General features: G+C 59.0%; 9 protein-coding genes. 2 read left to right on the forward strand and 7 right to left on the reverse strand.

The genetic code is table 11. From position 1 onward, the window contains the following. The first annotated feature begins 14 nt into the window (after positions 1–14). A complete protein-coding gene (locus JIN84_RS02885; RefSeq protein ID WP_200349502.1) occupies positions 15–2,201 on the forward strand; it encodes a PQQ-dependent sugar dehydrogenase in 2,187 nt (728 codons plus the stop codon). Positions 2,202–2,286: 85 nt separating this feature from the next. Continuing rightward, a complete protein-coding gene (locus tag JIN84_RS02890) occupies positions 2,287–3,591 on the forward strand; it encodes a sulfatase family protein (RefSeq protein ID WP_200349503.1) in 1,305 nt (434 codons plus the stop codon). A gap of 79 nt (positions 3,592–3,670) precedes the next feature. On the opposite strand, the gene JIN84_RS02895 is transcribed toward JIN84_RS02890, so the two are convergent. The 7 genes from JIN84_RS02895 to JIN84_RS02925 form a co-directional block, all read right to left on the reverse strand. Then, positions 3,671–4,858 (reverse strand): MFS transporter, encoded by a 1,188-nt coding sequence (locus tag JIN84_RS02895; protein WP_234043156.1) that lies wholly within the window; start codon positions 4,856–4,858, stop codon positions 3,671–3,673. Between the two features lie 211 nt (positions 4,859–5,069). Then, the gene (locus JIN84_RS02900) at positions 5,070–5,828 is read right to left on the reverse strand and encodes an SDR family NAD(P)-dependent oxidoreductase (RefSeq protein WP_200349504.1); all 759 of its coding nucleotides are present in this window, start codon (positions 5,826–5,828) and stop codon (positions 5,070–5,072) included. A gap of 41 nt (positions 5,829–5,869) precedes the next feature. Then, on the reverse strand, positions 5,870–6,520 hold the full coding sequence (locus JIN84_RS02905; RefSeq protein WP_200349505.1) for an NAD(P)H-dependent oxidoreductase: 651 nt from the start codon (positions 6,518–6,520) through the stop codon (positions 5,870–5,872). A 57-nt stretch (positions 6,521–6,577) separates the two neighbouring features. After that, on the reverse strand, positions 6,578–6,997 hold the full coding sequence (locus JIN84_RS02910; RefSeq protein ID WP_200349506.1) for an Rrf2 family transcriptional regulator: 420 nt from the start codon (positions 6,995–6,997) through the stop codon (positions 6,578–6,580). Between the two features lie 326 nt (positions 6,998–7,323). Continuing rightward, complete coding sequence (locus JIN84_RS02915; protein WP_200349507.1) at positions 7,324–7,713, reverse strand: hypothetical protein; 390 nt, start codon at positions 7,711–7,713, stop codon at positions 7,324–7,326. 10 nt (positions 7,714–7,723) lie between these two features. Further along, positions 7,724–13,120 carry an RCC1 domain-containing protein gene (locus JIN84_RS02920; RefSeq protein WP_200349508.1) on the reverse strand — a complete coding sequence of 1,799 codons (5,397 nt, stop codon included), beginning with the start codon at positions 13,118–13,120 and terminating at the stop codon, positions 7,724–7,726. Between the two features lie 779 nt (positions 13,121–13,899). Continuing rightward, entirely contained in the window at positions 13,900–15,456 is a 1,557-nt protein-coding gene (locus JIN84_RS02925; RefSeq protein ID WP_234043158.1) for an excinuclease ABC subunit UvrC, read from the reverse strand. Positions 15,457–15,641: the final 185 nt, after the last annotated feature.

Consider the following 15,641-nt stretch of genomic DNA (forward strand, 5'->3'; position numbering starts at 1 on the left):
GATCACTTGGTCCCATGCCTGCCAGACATGTGCCGTGGTCCACCCTTTTCACAGTGGTCGCCTTCATGGGTTTGATCCCGGGTCCCATGACCGCGCTGGCGATCGAAGAGGAAACCCCGGCCGATGACGTGTTCCGGGAGTCCGCGATCTCTCACGATGGCGATGCCTCGCAAGGACGCATTCTCTTCACTTCCATGGCTTGCTCGCAATGCCATTCCCTCGATGGCAGCGGCGGCAAGGTGGGACCGGATCTCTCGGCCATCGGCGACAAATTCGAGAAGCGCGACCTCATCCGCGCCGTGATGGAACCCTCCTCCTCCATCGCCATCGGGTACGACACCACCATCGTCACCCGCAAGGACGGAACCGTGGCGGCCGGCGTGATCAAGCAGGCGACCGATGATTGGGTGGAACTCATGAGCGCGGACTCCTCCCGGGTGAGAATCGGGAACGCCGACATCGCCAGACGCGAGACCGCCCCGACTTCCCTGATGCCGGAGAATCTTCACAGGGCGGGAAAGCCGGAGGATTTCACCAACCTCGTGGCCTACCTCCGCAGTCTGCACCAGAACATGGCGGGCGCGCGTCCGGAAGACATCCCCAAGGCGGGAAGCCCCGCGAAACTGGAGGTGTTCTTCGACGACGCCATCGGGTTCCGCGAGCCGGTCTGGTTTGGCGAGGTGCCTGGCCGGGCGAACGCCTATGTGGTGCTGGAGCACCATGGCAAATCGTTCATTGTGGAAAAAAACGCGGGGGCGGATGTGTGGAAGCCTTTCCTCGACCTCAGCGGAGTGGTCCGCGCCGGAGGAGCCACGGGTTTGCTGGGCATGGCCTTCCATCCCAAGTTTCCGGAAGATCTCCGCTATTTCCTCAAGTATCAGATCGTGGAAAACGGCAGGATCTCCACGCTCGTCATGGAGCGCCGGTTTTCCAAAGACCTCTCCGGTGACTCGGGTGAACCCGCGCGGCAGTTGATCAAGATCCCGGCGGTCACCCAGGATCACAACGGCGGATGCCTGGCCTTCGGACCAGACGGTTATCTGTATTTCGGCATGGGAGACACCGGGCCACAGGATGATCCGCAAGGGCACGGCCAGGACATGAGCCTGCTGCTGGGAAAAATGATGAGGATCGACATCGACCACCAGGACACGGGCCTGCCCTACGCCATACCGAGGGACAATCCTTTCCGTGACGTCGAGGGCGTGAGGCCGGAGATATGGGCATCCGGATTCCGTGAACCGTGGCGTTTCAGTTGGGACTCGAAGACCGGGGACCTCTGGGTGGGGGATGTCGGGCAGAACCGCTTTGAGGAAGTCGGCATCGTCCGGGCGGGGGAGAACCATGGCTGGAATGTCATGGAGGGATTCAATCCGTTTTCAGAACGATACAAAAAACAGGGAATCGAGCTGACCCAGCCGGTCTGGAGCTACTCGCACCGTCTTGGAAACTCGGTCACCGGCGGGTATGTGTATCGCGGGAAAAAGGCCCCGGCCATGGAGGGATGGTATATCTTCGCTGACCATGAGAGCCGCCGGATCTGGGCGCTCACCCAGAAGGATCGCAAATTGGAGAAGATTGTCGAAATCGGCCAGGCACCCGCCCGCGCGGTTTCCCTGTCCCAGACAAAGGATGGAGAACTTTACCTTGTCGGATTCACCTCGGGAAAGATCTACCACCTCGACCTCGGCACGGTGGATCCCACTCCCCTGGAAGTCCGGGTTCTGGCCGCGACCGCCGAAAACGCGCCGATCACCTCGCGCTTTGTCACCAACAGCCCCCAGGGCGACTGGGCCGCGGCCGGATACGATGACTTATCATGGACCGAAGCGCCCGGCGGTTTTGGCTCCCCCGGCACACCCGGTGGCGTGATCCGCACGGAGTGGCGGACAAGCGACATCTGGCTGCGCCGGGAATTCACCCTGCCGGAATCGTTCAAGCCTGATGAAAAATCGCAATTCACCCTGAAAATCCACCACGATGAGGATGCGCGGGTTTATCTCAACGGAGTGGAGGTGGCGGATCTCCCACGCTGGACCCAAGGTTACACCGAGATCCCATTATCAAAAGAAATCCTCCGCACGCTGCATCCGGGCCGCAACATCATGGCCATCCACTGCCACCAGAACACCGGGGGACAATACATCGACGCCGGACTGCTGGAGCACGTGGCGCCGGGAGACAAAAAGGCACATCCATGACAGGATTTCCGCCCACGCCCTGACATGCTGCTGAAAACTTCTCCGGATTTGCGGGGTTGATTCCGTTTCATACCTTCACCCGTCCATGCGTTTTTTATTCTTCATCCTGCTCACCCTCCAGATCCACTCGTCCGCGGCGGAACAGCCGAACATCATCATCGTGCTTGCGGATGACTTCGGCTGGGGAGACATCGGAACCCAGGGAAGCACGGTGCCGACACCGGAACTGGACCGCATGGCGGCGGAGGGCACACGCTTCACCCAGTTCTATGTCGCCGCACCGATCTGTTCCGCCTCCCGCGCGGCGATCATCACCGGACTTTTCCCGGGAAGGGTGAAAATCAACAGCTTCCTCCAAACCCGCAAGGGCAACGCGGAATGCGGACAGGCGGATTTCCTCGATCCGAAATTCCCGGCGCTTCCCCGCTCCCTCAAGGCAGCGGGCTATGCCACCGCCCACATCGGGAAATGGCACCTCGGCGGCGGCCGCGATGTGGACGACGCTCCGAAATTCCAAGCATACGGATACGACCTCGGCCTCGGCACCTGGGAAAGCCCCGAGCCCGACCCTGACCTCACGGCGACCGACTGGATCTGGTCGCCGAAGGACAAGGTGAAACGCTGGGACCGCAGCCGCTGGATGGTGGATCGCACGCTGGATTTTCTCAAGACCAACACCGGCAAACCCGTTTTCGTGAACCTGTGGTTCGACGACACCCACACACCGTGGGTGCCTGACGACGCCGCCGACCCGAAGGCCGAGACGCCGGGCCAGTTCAAGGGTGTGCTCACCGAGATGGACCGGCAGATCGGAAGATTGCTCGCGGCATTGCGTGAGAACAAGGACCGCGAGACCTTGGTCCTGTTTTTCGGCGACAACGGTGCCCTGCCCACCTTCGCCCAAAAACGGGTCGGAGGCATGCGCGGCAGCAAACTGAGCCTCTATGAAGGTGGAACCCGGGTCCCGTGCCTCGCATGGCAGCCAGGGAAAATCCCCGCCGCCCGGGTGGACAACGAGAGCGTGCTCGGTTCGGTGGATCTGTTTCCCACCCTCGCAAAAATCGCCGGAGCGGAATCGCCCGCCAATACCGACGGTGAAAACGTCGCCGCAGCCCTCGGCGGAACCGTCGTCAAACGCAGCCATCCGCTGCTGTGGGAATATGGCCGCAATCCCAATTCCTTCAAGTTTCCCAAAGGCAGGAACCAAAGCCCCAATCTCGCCATCCGCGATGGGAAATGGAAACTCCTCGTCCAGGCGGACGGCACAGGCGCGGAGCTCTACGATCTGAACGCGGATTCAAACGAGACAAAAGACCTCGCCGCGGAGAATCCCGAAGTGACCGCCCGCCTTTCCTCCACCCTGCTCACGTGGCGGAAGAGTCTGCCGTGACCATCGCCTGTGGAGCGGAGAGGCTGCCGGGGCTTGGATGGAGGAAGAGAGCCCGGAGGAATGATTTGAGAGCGTGCCCTCACGCCGTCACCCGGTGGCCGAGTTTCGGCTTGGTGCCCAGCTTCAGGAAAAACGCCACCGCGACCGCCAGCAGCATCACGCCCGCCGCCGCGCCACCCACGTGGTCGAGACCGTTGATGTCGATCACCCGGCCGCCGATGATCGCACCGATGCCGATTCCGGCGTTCGCACCGGAGATGTTCAGCGAGGCACCCAGCGCGGGAGTTTCCGCCGCCACCTTCATCACGCGGACGTGGGAGATCGTGAACAACGCTGCTTGGGCGATTCCCCAGAAAGCCAGCACCACTCCCAGCAAGGCGTGCGAGCGGACGATGGAAACCAGCAGGATCATGCCCACGGCCATCGGCGCGGCGAAGAGAATGGTCGCACCCAGCGGACTGCGGTCCACGATGCGTCCGGCGAACCAGTTTCCGATCATGCCGACGCCGCCGAATCCCATCAGGATCCAACCCACGGTGGCTCCGTCGAATCCCGCGAGGCGTTCCAGTATGTCTGCAAGATAAGTGTAGGCCGTGAACATCCCGGCGAACACCAGCAGCGAGAGCAACACGTGCCCGACCACCACTGGGTTCTTCAATATGCCGAACTGCTTGAGGAACGACGCGGGTTGTTTTTTCAGCGGAACCTTGGGCAGGAACAGCATCAGGGCGATCGCCTTGATGAACGCGAGGACGGCAATGGAGGCGAAGGCCGCCCGCCAGCCGAACGCGTCGGAAATCAACGTGCCCACGGGGATGCCGAAGATGGTCGCCGTGACGATGCCGAAGGAAATCATGGAGATCGCCTTGCCCGCGCGCTCGGGACCGGTGATGTCCACCGCCGTCTCGCTGGCGAGCGCCCAGAAGACCGGCAGCATGAGCGCCGGGATGAACCGGGCGAACCCCATGATCCCGATGTTCGGCGCGGTCGCGGCCAGGATGTTTGAAATTCCGAAAAACAACAGCGTGCTGACGAACAGGCTTTTCCTGTCGTAGCGCGAGAGCCAGGCGGTGAGCGCCGGACCCACCACGGCGACCGTGAAGGCGAACAAGGTGACCAACAGCCCGGCTTGAGAAACGCTGACGTGTAGATCCCGTGCCATGGACGGGAGCAGGCCCACAATGACGAACTCGGTCGTGAGCACGGTGAACCCCGCCGCCGACAGCAGCAGGATGGGGAGGATGGAGGTTTTCTCAGCGGTGGTCATGGAAATGGAAGGCGGTGGAAGTGGCGGAAACGGAGCGACGGCTTCAGCCGGCAGGCCGGATTTTTTCGGCGCGGCTGAAGCCGGCGCTCCGACAGAGGATCAAATAAAAAACTGGAGCGCGGTAATCATTCCGCCCGGTTATCCCGTCAGGGATTCCCGTCAGGGAGGTAGATTCCACGCGGAATGAATTCCGCGCTCCAGTGTGTTTCGATCAGCGGAAGCCTCCGCTGATGAAGAGGGTCTCACCGGAGATCCATGAGGAATCCGACGAGGCGAGGAAGACGGCGGCGGTGGCGATGTCCTGCGGCACGCCGATGCGTCCGAGCGGTGTCGTGGCGATGACGGTTTTTTGGAAATCACTGCCATCGATGCCGGCGCTGGCCGTCCCCTCGGTGGTGACCATGCCCGGGTTGATCGAGTTCACCCGGATGCCGCGTCCCCCGAGTTCCTTGGCGAGCGAGCGGGTGACGGCATCGACCGCGGCCTTGGTGCCGCAATAGACCGCGCCGCCGGGCATGCCGAGCGTGCTGGCGACCGAGCTGATGTTGATGATCGATCCGCCCTCCGCAGGGAAATGGCGGACCGCCGCCTGCGTGGTGAGGATGAGACCGAGCACGTTGATGTCGAACTGGCGATGGAAAAGTTCCGGAGTGGTTTCCTCCAGCGGGGCGAATTGATAGACTCCGGCGTTGTTGACGAGGATGTCCACCTTGCCAAAGGCTTTCACACTCTCGGCGACAAGGTGTTCGATCTCGGCGGGGACGGCGACGCTCGCCTTCACCGCGACCGCCTTGCCACCGGCGGCGGTGATCTCCGCCACGGTCTTGTCCGCCCCGGCCTGGTCGGAGGAATAGTTCACGACGACCTCCGCGCCCTCGGCGGCGAGGTGGATTGCGATGGATGCGCCGATGCCTTTGGATGCTCCGGTGACGATGGCGGTTTTCCCCGCGAGTTTGCTTGATGTGCTCATGCTATGGATACGTTTGGTTTGGTGAGAGGGTGTGGAAAATTTCAGAGATGCAGGATGACCTCGTCGCGGTCGAAGCGGACTTTCGGCGCGTTGCCGTACTTGTCTTCGCTGGAGCGGTAGCCGAGCGTGACGACGGCGGCGGAGGCGAGGCCCTGTTCGGTCAGGCCGAGGATGCGGTCGTATTCCTCACGGGAGAATCCCTCCATCGGGCAGGCGTCGATACCCAGCAAAGCCGCGCTGGTCAGCAGGTTACCGAGGGCGATGTAGGTTTGGTTGAACGCCCAGTTGCGGCGTTCTTCTTCAGATTTTCCCGCGATGATGCCGCCGACCGCCATGCCTCTCAGCGGCGCGAGGTCTTCGACGGAAATGCCCCGGACCTCGGCGGTTTTCGCGATGTGCGCATCGACATCCGCCTCGCTGAGATTGAACTTCGTGGTGAAAACGACGAGGTGAGAAGCGTCCACGATCTGTGACTGGCCGTAGGACACCGGCTGCAATGTGGCGCGCAGTTCAGGGTCTTCGACGACGAGGAATTTCCACGGCTGGAGGCCGACGCTGGAAGCCGAGAGCCGGAGCGCTTCTTCAAGCGTGTCCCAGTCTTCGGCGCTGATTTTCTTGGAGGGGTCGAACTGCTTGGTGGCGTAGCGCCAGTTGAGTTGATCGAGGAGTTGGTTGCGTGTGATGGTGCTCATGAGAGGGGTGGTGTTTTTAATGTGACTATTTAAGTAACAATAACTGTTAAAAAAAGCTCAGCATTTCTTGATGTCCGAGAGGAGGTCGCAGAGGGAGATCTTCGCGAGGCTGTCTTCCATGCCCTTCTGCGTCTTGTTCAGCGCGTCCTCCAGGACGGACTTGATGTTGCAGCTCACCTGACAAGGCTTGGTTTCCTCGTAGTGGTGGATGGAGAACGCCTTGGGAGCCTCGACCGCGAGGTAAATATCCAACAGGGAAATCTCGGACGGCTTCTTGCCAAGGCGGCAGAAACCGTTCTTGCCCTTGGAGGTTTCGATCAGTCCGGCCTTCGACAGCTTCGCCAGAGTCCGGCGGATGAAGCTCGGACTCGTGTTCACGCTCGCCGCGAGCTGGGCCGAGGTCCGGTCCGTGGCCGTGCAAAACCCGAGCCCGGCCATCAGGTGCACCGCGATCGAGAATTGGTTGTTGGCTGCCATTGATGTGACTTATAAAGTAACAATTGGAGGCACGCAAGGGAAATTTCCGGACGGAATCCACTACGGTGCGGATGGCCCATCACCGGATTGGGTTGGTCAGGCGACCCGCCCAACCCGTGATGGCGTGATCATCTCCGCCTCCGGATCACAGCATTGCGAGGGGAAACAGCAGCTGCATTTCAACACTTGCATGCCAAAATCCCGCCGATCGAGCGGACAATGCGGGCGGAGGGCTCGATCCGGGGATCGCCGCCCCCATCCTGCCACGATTTATCCGTGGGTCATTGTTCGATTTTGAAGTCGGAATATCCGTTTCAAAATGCTATCTACGGATGAAGCGCTTGAAGTTTCGCCGGTTTGCCTGTCTTCGGATCAATCGAATATTCCAGATCTATCAGTAGAGGTGCTTTTATTTTCACCACTATGACACTTTTTTCCTTGCTGTAGTAGGTAGGCCCGAACTCGACCGTCAACGGATCGACCCCTGCGAGGATTTTTTTAACACCTTCCTCCGTTGCCGCGTGTCGTTTGACGCCGGATTCCTCCGCAGGAAGAATTTTTTTCGCCAGTTCTGCCGTATTTTGTCCCTTGGCCAAACTGATGATCTCACGGGTGAGGGTTCGCGACGTGGCGGTCGTTTCCTCACTTGCCGGCTCAGCCTTGCAGGCCGAGAACATCAGAATGCTCGAAGAGGCCAATAAAAGAAATGTTTTCATCGGTTGTTTCTTAAAATTTGTTTTTTGTCTGTTTGCCCGGATTGGCCCAATCTTTTGACGCATCACCGGTAGTCCCGTAAGCAGCACGCTCACAATACACTTCTTCGTCGTCACCATACGGAAACCCCGGAAACGAGGTGTCGTTGTTCTTATCAAATCCAAGGCTGGAATTGCTGGTCTCCCATTGGTCCGGCAGCTCATCCAGATCACTGTCAAGCATTCCATGCCAAGTCCCGCCGGAAAGATTGTTCAGATCAACCTGCCTGTGGGTTTTTTCGTGAACCAGGGTGGCGGCCAATGTGTCTATTCCTTTGCGATCCACCGACAGGCCCGCAGCGTTGTAAACCTCGTGGCCCGCTGATGCGGGGCCGTGGATGGTGTAATGCGGAGCGCTGGGATTTGAATTGTATTCCGCATATTGGTCCGCCCCTCCGGGTGCGTAACTATAAGTGCCGCTGGTAAGATCATACCCCGGAACCGCGGTTCCCGCCCAATAGAAATACCAGTTCGGCGTCACCCCTGCTCCGACTCCCGGATGATTCGTCGCTTCTTTTGGAAAGAATACCTCGAAATCCCCCTTCTCCAGCGTGTCCGCATGGCCATCACATTCGAACTCGGCCTGCTTGAGGCCGAAACCCGTGTTGTCGGTAGGCAACGCCGTATATTTCGCCTTCGCGATCAAATGCTCTCCTGAAACCGAAGATTTCCCGTCGGTGTTCAAAGGATCCCATTCAAAGGTTGATCCGCTGATGGCTGGCAGCTTGTAGATGCAGCGATCGGAAAACTTCACACCGTCGTGCCCGGTCAGCCCTGCCGTGCCGTCAGGCTTGACCCGTATTTTCAGCTCGATTTCCAAGACTCCGGTGTTTGCCGTGCTATACGTGAATTCGTTCTGTCCGTCCCCGCTATCATCCGGCTTGGTGACGGGAGATTCCTTGGGGGTGATCCACTCGAACAAAGGCACATATAATGTGGCTGTCTTGCCTTCGGCGAAGAAGGGATCACTTTCATCGTGTCCGCCCAGAATACCCTGGTCATCTTTCAAGACAATGCATTCTCCGTTGAAATTGAGAGTGTAGTCATAGTCCGGCTTGTCATCGCTCTCGAACTCAGGGTCTGTTCCGGCGTGGCTCAGCGTGACCGTATATTTAGCCCCTTTCGGCAGGTGGACCGTATCAGTCTGGACTTCTCCATAAGCCCTGTTCGTACGTTTCCTCACCTGGCTGTCGCCTTCCGTAGGCTGCAGCAACACCCGATATTTCTCGGAGTGGCTTCCGCTGTGGTCGCCGAAGCTGATGTTGACCGCCACGGTGCCGCCTGGAGGCGGATCGCTGTCGTTGGGATCGTTCGGATTCGAACCCTGCTCCACCTCCACATCATCGTTCACGCCGTCGCCGTCGGAATCAGGGTCGAACGGCTTTGTTCCATAAACGCTCTCCTCCTCATTGGTGAGGTTGTCACCGTCGGGATCGGCATCAGGATCGTTGTTCGGATTCGAATCGTTCAGGTTGTGAAGATTGGGATTGAAGCCGACGCTGTATTCCCATCCGTCATCCATCCTGTCGCCATCACTGTCAGGCTGGACAGGATTGGTATGGGTTGTGGCGTATTCCTGAAGATTCGTGAGTCCGTCGTAATCGGCATCCAGGGCCGCGTCGTTGACATTCCATTTCAGCTTGCTGAGGTAAACATAAGGAATGACGTTCTTGCGCCAGATCCCCCACTTCGCCTCCCAGCCATCCGGCATCCCGTCTCCGTCTCGGTCCTTGGTGCTGTCGTTCGTGGAATTCGTGGTGGAGTCGTTCGGGTCGAGATCCAGGACATATTCGTGCTGGTTCTTGATTCCGTCTCCGTCAGGATCTCCATCCCGTCCCTGATTTCCCGTGGAAGACTTGGCGTTGAGCCCCTTGGAAACCTCCCATCCGTCAGGAAGGACGTCATTGTCCGTGTCATAGTCAAAGGGGTCTGTGGTAGCAACGTATTCGCCCAGGTTGTTCAGGCCGTCCAGATCGGGATCCAAAACTCCATCAGCCACCTCCCAGTCCAGCTTTCTCGTAAAGACATAGTTCCCGAGGCCGGAACCTCCTTCAAATGTGCCGAAAGATGCCTCGTAACGATCCGGCATGCCGTCGCCGTCACGGTCGCGGACACCGTCGTTCACCGTGTGTGTGGTTGAATCCCGAGGATCCAGATTCAAAAGGAATTCATATTGGTTCGTCACTCCATCCCCATCCACATCTCCGGATGCCCCGTTCACTCCGGAGGCGGATTTCGGGTTGAAGGCGTGGGTGATTTCCCATCCATCCGGCAGATAGTCATCGTCCGTATCATAATCCACCGGCGATGTTCCTGCCAGATATTCGGCCGTGTTGCTCAAACCGTCTCCATCCACATCCACGCTGCTGTCGGCCACCGTCCAGTCGGTTATAGAAACCCAAACGTAGTGTTCCAACGTACTGTTCCACTCGAACTGGCCGTATGAAGCCTCCCATGCGTCAGGCAGTCCGTCACCATCCCGATCCTTCGTATTGTCGTTGGTTCCGGCTGTCGTGGCATCGTGCGGGTCGAATCCCAGGACAAATTCCAGCAGATTGATGATTCCATCTCCATCCGGATCTTCGCCTGCATCCCAATATTCCAGCGGCTCCAAGCCATGTCCGACCTCCCAGCCATCCGGAATTCCGTCCCAATCCGTGTCATACGAGCGGGGATCCGTTCCCTCCGTGTATTCAGCCGAATTGATCAGGCCGTCCCCATCGAAATCTCCCGCACCGTCCGCGGTCTTCCAGTCGAAAGAATTCTGTGCCTCCCAAGCATCCGGCATCCCGTCGCCGTCCCTGTCTCTCGTGGAATCAGGGATGCCGCCTGTGGACGCGCTCAAGGGATCGAAGCCCAACAGATATTCGTAGTAGTTGATGACACCATCGGAATCCGTGTCATCATAATAATCCCAGTTTCCCACAATCAAGCCATTCGCCACCTCCCACCAGTCCGGCAGGCTGTCATAATCACTGTCGTAAGGAGTTTGAAGACGTATGTTGGCAGGAAGCGAAAACGCCCCGGCCGCGCTCACCGCGACCGCGTTGATATCCAGATTGCCCCAGGTTGTCGGAGTATAGATATAGGTGAAGGGAGTGGAGTTATCCTCCCCCAAATAAATGCCATCCGCATAGAAGTACACCTTGTCAATGGTTCCGGTCGTTATGGTCGCGGTTGCGACGACGGATGCGTTTCCACCCATGAGCACCTCGGAGCCGTCGGCCGGAGAGGTGATGGACACCACGGGGGAAGGTCCGGCCAGATTGAGTCCGAAAAGGGGAGATGGATTGGTGACGATCGTTCTAAACGCGTTCGCAAGCTGTCCCTCCGTGCCGTATCCCCATGCGAACAACGAGCCATCCTCCTTCAAGGCAAAGGATGTGAGACCGCCATCCACGACGGTCCAGATCCCCCCGGCGGGACCGGTGGTCTGCACGGGTGTGTATTTCTCCCAATCAGTCGTTCCATCCCCCGCCTGCCCAACTTCGTTGGCCCCCCAGGCCCATATCGTCCCATCCGACTTGGAAGCACGGGAGCCCCGCTCAGAACCCGCGATGCTGACCACTCCTGAGAGGCCGCTGACCTGCACAGGCGAGGCTTGGTTGATCCCGCTCCCGTCTCCCAATTGGCCACGGGTGTTCTCACCCCAGGCCCACACCGTTCCGTCCGATTTCAGCGCCAGCGAATGATAAAACCCGCATGCGATCTCAACCACTCCTGTCAGACCGCCAACCTGTACGGGAGTGCCCGACAAACCCGCACCCCAGTTCCAAACCGTGCCGTCCGACTTCAGGGCGAGCGAAAATGAACGACCGCACGCCACTGATTTGACCCCGCTCAACCCGCTCGTGATCACAGGGGTCTGCTTGGAGGTCATGCTTCCATCCCCCAGCTCACCGCTTGTGTTGTTGCCCCAGCCCCACACCGTGCCGTCCGACTTGACAGCCAGGGAATGGAAGCTGCCGCAAGCCACCGACAGAACTCCCGTCAGCCCGCTCACCGCGACCGGAGTTCTCCGGGTGATGACAGTGCCATCCCCCAGCTGACCGTAATAGTTGTCGCCCCATGCCTGGACGGTACCGTCCGACTTCACCGCCAACGAATGATACTCCTTTGTGGATACGGATTGCACACCGGTCAGTCCGCTCACCTGGACGGGAGCCATCCGTGTCGTCACGGTACCGTCCCCCAACAATCCGCTGCTGTTGGAACCCCAGGCCCATGCCGTGCCATCGGATTTGGCAACCACCGCGTGAAACATTCCGCTTGAGGCTGAAACCACGTCGGTAAGAGCATATATCTGCAGAGGCTCCGTCCGGTAACGCACGGCCGGATTTCCCAACTGGTTGTTATAATTATATCCCCATGTCCTGACCACCCCGTCCGGAAACATCGCCTGCGAAAAGTTGGCGCCACCGGCCACCATGGTCGCGCCGGTTATCCCGGTGATCTGCACAGGCGTTGTGCTGCCGGACGTATCCCCGAGTCCCAGTTCCCCATTGGTATTCATACCCCATCCCCATCCTGTTCCGTCCGATTTGAGCGCCATCGAGTGACTACCTCCGCAAGCCACCGAAACGATTCCCGTCAAACCGCCCACCTGCACCGAAGTCGGGCGGTTCGTGTTGCTGGCATCTCCGATCTGGCCCCTGTTATTATATCCCCAGGCCCGGACAGTCCCATCCGATTTCAACGCCAACACATGATTGTCACCGGCGGCAAGCTTGATCACGCCTGACAATCCAGTCGCGGTCACAGGAGTCGTCCGGGTGGTGGTGGAGCCGTCTCCAAGTTGCCCATAATTGTTTCGTCCCCAGGAACGGACCGTGCCATCGGACTTGGCAGCCAGGGAATGATACGCCCCGCAAGCAACGGAAACCACTCCGGTCAGGCCGCTGACTTGCAACGGTGTTTTCCGATTGGTTGTCCCGCCGTCACCCAACTGGCTGAAATTGTTTTCACCCCATACCCATACGGTCCCGTCCGACTTCAATGCCATCGAATGCGAATATCCGGCGGACAAAGAAACAACTCCCGTCAGGCCACTGACCTGCACCGGGGTTTTCCTGTTCGTCAGCGTGTTGTCCCCCAGCTGACCCGCGCTGTTCCAACCCCACGTCCAGACCGTTCCATCCGACTTCAACGCCAGCGAATGAGATGATCCGCAAGCTATGGAAACCACATTTGTCAGACCGGTGACCTGTACTGGGGCGGGTTGGAGAGCCTGGGTTCCATTGCCAAGCTGCCCGTAACTGTTCATCCCCCAAGACCACACCGTACCATCCGATTTCAATGCTATCGAATGCGATCTTCCGCTTGAGATCATCGGCTGCACCGCCAGCACGGAGCCGGCTGACAGACCCGACATCACCAACAGGTGAAACCCATAGGAACGAAATCCGGATGTTCTAACAATCCATACGGCGCGCGGAGTGTTATCAAACTCATCCGAATGCCCCGGAGCATCATGGGAAATCGCCAGCTGTCGCGACGTCGCTCTGGCGACAGCCTTCAAACAGCCCAAGATTGAACGGATGACTGAAGCGGAAGAGTCCGCCCCTGGTGAGGAGTTGTGGGTCATAATTTCAAATGCCTGATTGGTACATCAAATTCCTGTCGGTATTCCACATGTCCCGGCGGCGCGGCATTTACCGACATTCACACCGAAAAAAAATATCCAAGATCAACAGCATGCGGAATCAGATCGAAACACATCGTTTTATCGCAGTAACAACACGCTTACTCCGCCCACCCCCGTCTTCGTCAATATCATTTTTAAAAAATCATATTTGAAATCTAACAAATGCATTGATTCATTTGTTAGATATTCATCAATTGGTTCCGAATCGGTACATTTTTGAGATCGCGCGCCACCATTCCGAACTTTGCAACCAATTCATTATGAGGTATCATTTTTATAATGTCCGTTTTTGACACCTCTCCCTTCAATCATGACGGCGCGGAATCGAGCATTGTGGGGAAGCGTGGGTGAACTATTCGGGGTGGCGATGCATGGGTATGGTAAAACTCCCCCGAGACGTTCAGATTGATCGGGACCAGGGCGCCTGCATCGGGCGTGACCCAAGAGATGTTCCGGAGCCGCGACATGCCCTCCGCGCCTGGACAGGGAATCGGATGCCACCCCTCTCAATCATCCCGCCCCAGAAACTCCAGGATGCCTGCGGCGGTTTTCTGGGAGATGCCGGGCAGCTTCGCGATCTCATCCGCGCCCGCTTTTTTCAATCTGGCCACGCTGCCGAATTTTTCCAACAGCTGGCGTTTCTTGTTCGGTGAGATGCCGGGGCAGTCGTCGAGCAGGCTTTCCTTCATGCGGCGGCGGTAGAGGAGCGAGTTGTAGCCGTTCGCGAAGCGGTGGGCCTCGTCGCGGATGCGCTGGAGGAGCTTCAGCGCGCCGCGGTCATGCGGAATGCGGATGGATTGTTCCCGACCGGGGACGAAGACCTCCTCGTGTTGTTTCGCGAGGCCGACGACGGGCAGGTCGTGGAGGCCGAGGGCCTGGAGCTCCCTCACGGCCATGCCGAGCTGGCCCTTGCCACCGTCCACGATGACGAGGTCCGGCAGGATGATCTTCGCCTTCCCCTCGCGGGCGAGGCGGCGCTGGGAGTCGATCAGGCTTTCCTGCGAGAATTCCGCATCGGGATTCGCCTGGCTGTTTTCCAGCAGGATGCGGGAATAACGGCGGCGGATGACTTCCGCCATGGAGGCGAAGTCGTCCTGCCCGCTGACGGTCTTGATGCGGTAGCGGCGGTAGTTCTGGTTGTCCGGCCTGCCATCGGTGAAGCGCACCATGGACGCGACGATGTGGTTCGAGGAAACGTTGGAAATATCGAAGCACTCCATGACGCGCGGCGGACCGGCGAGGTGGAGTTCCTCACCGAGTTCGGCGAGGTCCTCGGTCGGCTTGACGGTCGTCTGCACTCCACGCCCCCGGGCGAATTGGCGGGTGGGCGAGAGGGTTTTTTCGAGATTCTGCAGGATGTCGCGCAGGGTGGCGGCCTTTTCGAAATCGAGGTTCTCCGCCGCCGTCGTCATTTCGGCGCGGAGGCTGTCGAAGACCCCGCGCTTCCCCTTCCCTTCGAGGATGCGGCAGGCCTCCTCCACCCGGGCGAAATATTCCTCCCGGGAAATGCGCCCGATGCACGGCGCGGAGCAGTTCCGGATGATGTCGGCATTGCAGTGCCTGTAGTCCGCCTCTCCGGGATTCGGCGGGCGACAGACGCGGAGGCCGAGGCTGCGGTTCAGCCATTCAAGGGTGCTGTGGAGCGCGCCGGAGTGGGGGAAAGGGCCGAAGTAGCGCGAGCCGTCGTCTTTTTTCATCCGGGTGGTGACGAAGCGCGGCCATGGATCCGCCAGGCGGATCTTCACCAGCAGGAAACGCTTGTCGTCCCGGAACGAGACGTTGTAACGCGGGCGGTAGTCCTTGATCAGCTTGCCTTCCAGCAGCAGGGATTCCTCCTCGTTGCGCACCGTGTGGAACTCGAAGTCGTGGATGGAATCGATGAGCGCGCGGGTTTTCACGTTCGCCCGCATTTTCTGCGACGCCATGAAATAGGACGACATCCGGCGCTTCAGATCCCGCGCTTTTCCGACATAGATGATGGAGCCCAGGCGGTCTTTCATCAGGTAAACACCGGGCAGGTGCGGAACCTCGCGGAGTTTTGATTTGAAATCCGGGGTGGACATGTGAGCAGTATGAAGTCTGGACGGAAAAACCGGAATTTCAAATTTCAATTGAAACCATGCGGACGATCCGAGGTTTGTTTTCACGAAATTCGACCATTCCGGAAATATGACAACATCGTTTCTCCCGATCCGGGTGGACTAACTGGCTTGACACACCCCCAGCACTGGCTCTCCCTTTTCCAATC

It is taken from the genome of Luteolibacter yonseiensis (assembly GCF_016595465.1).
GTDB lineage: Bacteria > Verrucomicrobiota > Verrucomicrobiia > Verrucomicrobiales > Akkermansiaceae > Luteolibacter > Luteolibacter yonseiensis.

Excerpts from the sequence above, each read along its gene's own strand:
- JIN84_RS02910 (WP_200349506.1), bottom strand. The coding sequence starts at position 6,997 with ATGGCAGCCAACAACCAATTCTCGATCGCGGTGCACCTGATGGCCGGG.
- JIN84_RS02920 (WP_200349508.1), bottom strand. The coding sequence starts at position 13,120 with ATGTCGGGTCTGTCAGCCGGCTCCGTGCTGGCGGTGCAGCCGATGATC.
- JIN84_RS02905 (WP_200349505.1), bottom strand. The coding sequence starts at position 6,520 with ATGAGCACCATCACACGCAACCAACTCCTCGATCAACTCAACTGGCGC.
- JIN84_RS02885 (WP_200349502.1), top strand. The coding sequence starts at position 15 with ATGCCTGCCAGACATGTGCCGTGGTCCACCCTTTTCACAGTGGTCGCC.
- JIN84_RS02900 (WP_200349504.1), bottom strand. The coding sequence starts at position 5,828 with ATGAGCACATCAAGCAAACTCGCGGGGAAAACCGCCATCGTCACCGGA.
- JIN84_RS02895 (WP_234043156.1), bottom strand. The coding sequence starts at position 4,858 with ATGACCACCGCTGAGAAAACCTCCATCCTCCCCATCCTGCTGCTGTCG.
- JIN84_RS02925 (WP_234043158.1), bottom strand. The coding sequence starts at position 15,456 with ATGTCCACCCCGGATTTCAAATCAAAACTCCGCGAGGTTCCGCACCTG.
- JIN84_RS02915 (WP_200349507.1), bottom strand. The coding sequence starts at position 7,713 with ATGAAAACATTTCTTTTATTGGCCTCTTCGAGCATTCTGATGTTCTCG.
- JIN84_RS02890 (WP_200349503.1), top strand. The coding sequence starts at position 2,287 with ATGCGTTTTTTATTCTTCATCCTGCTCACCCTCCAGATCCACTCGTCC.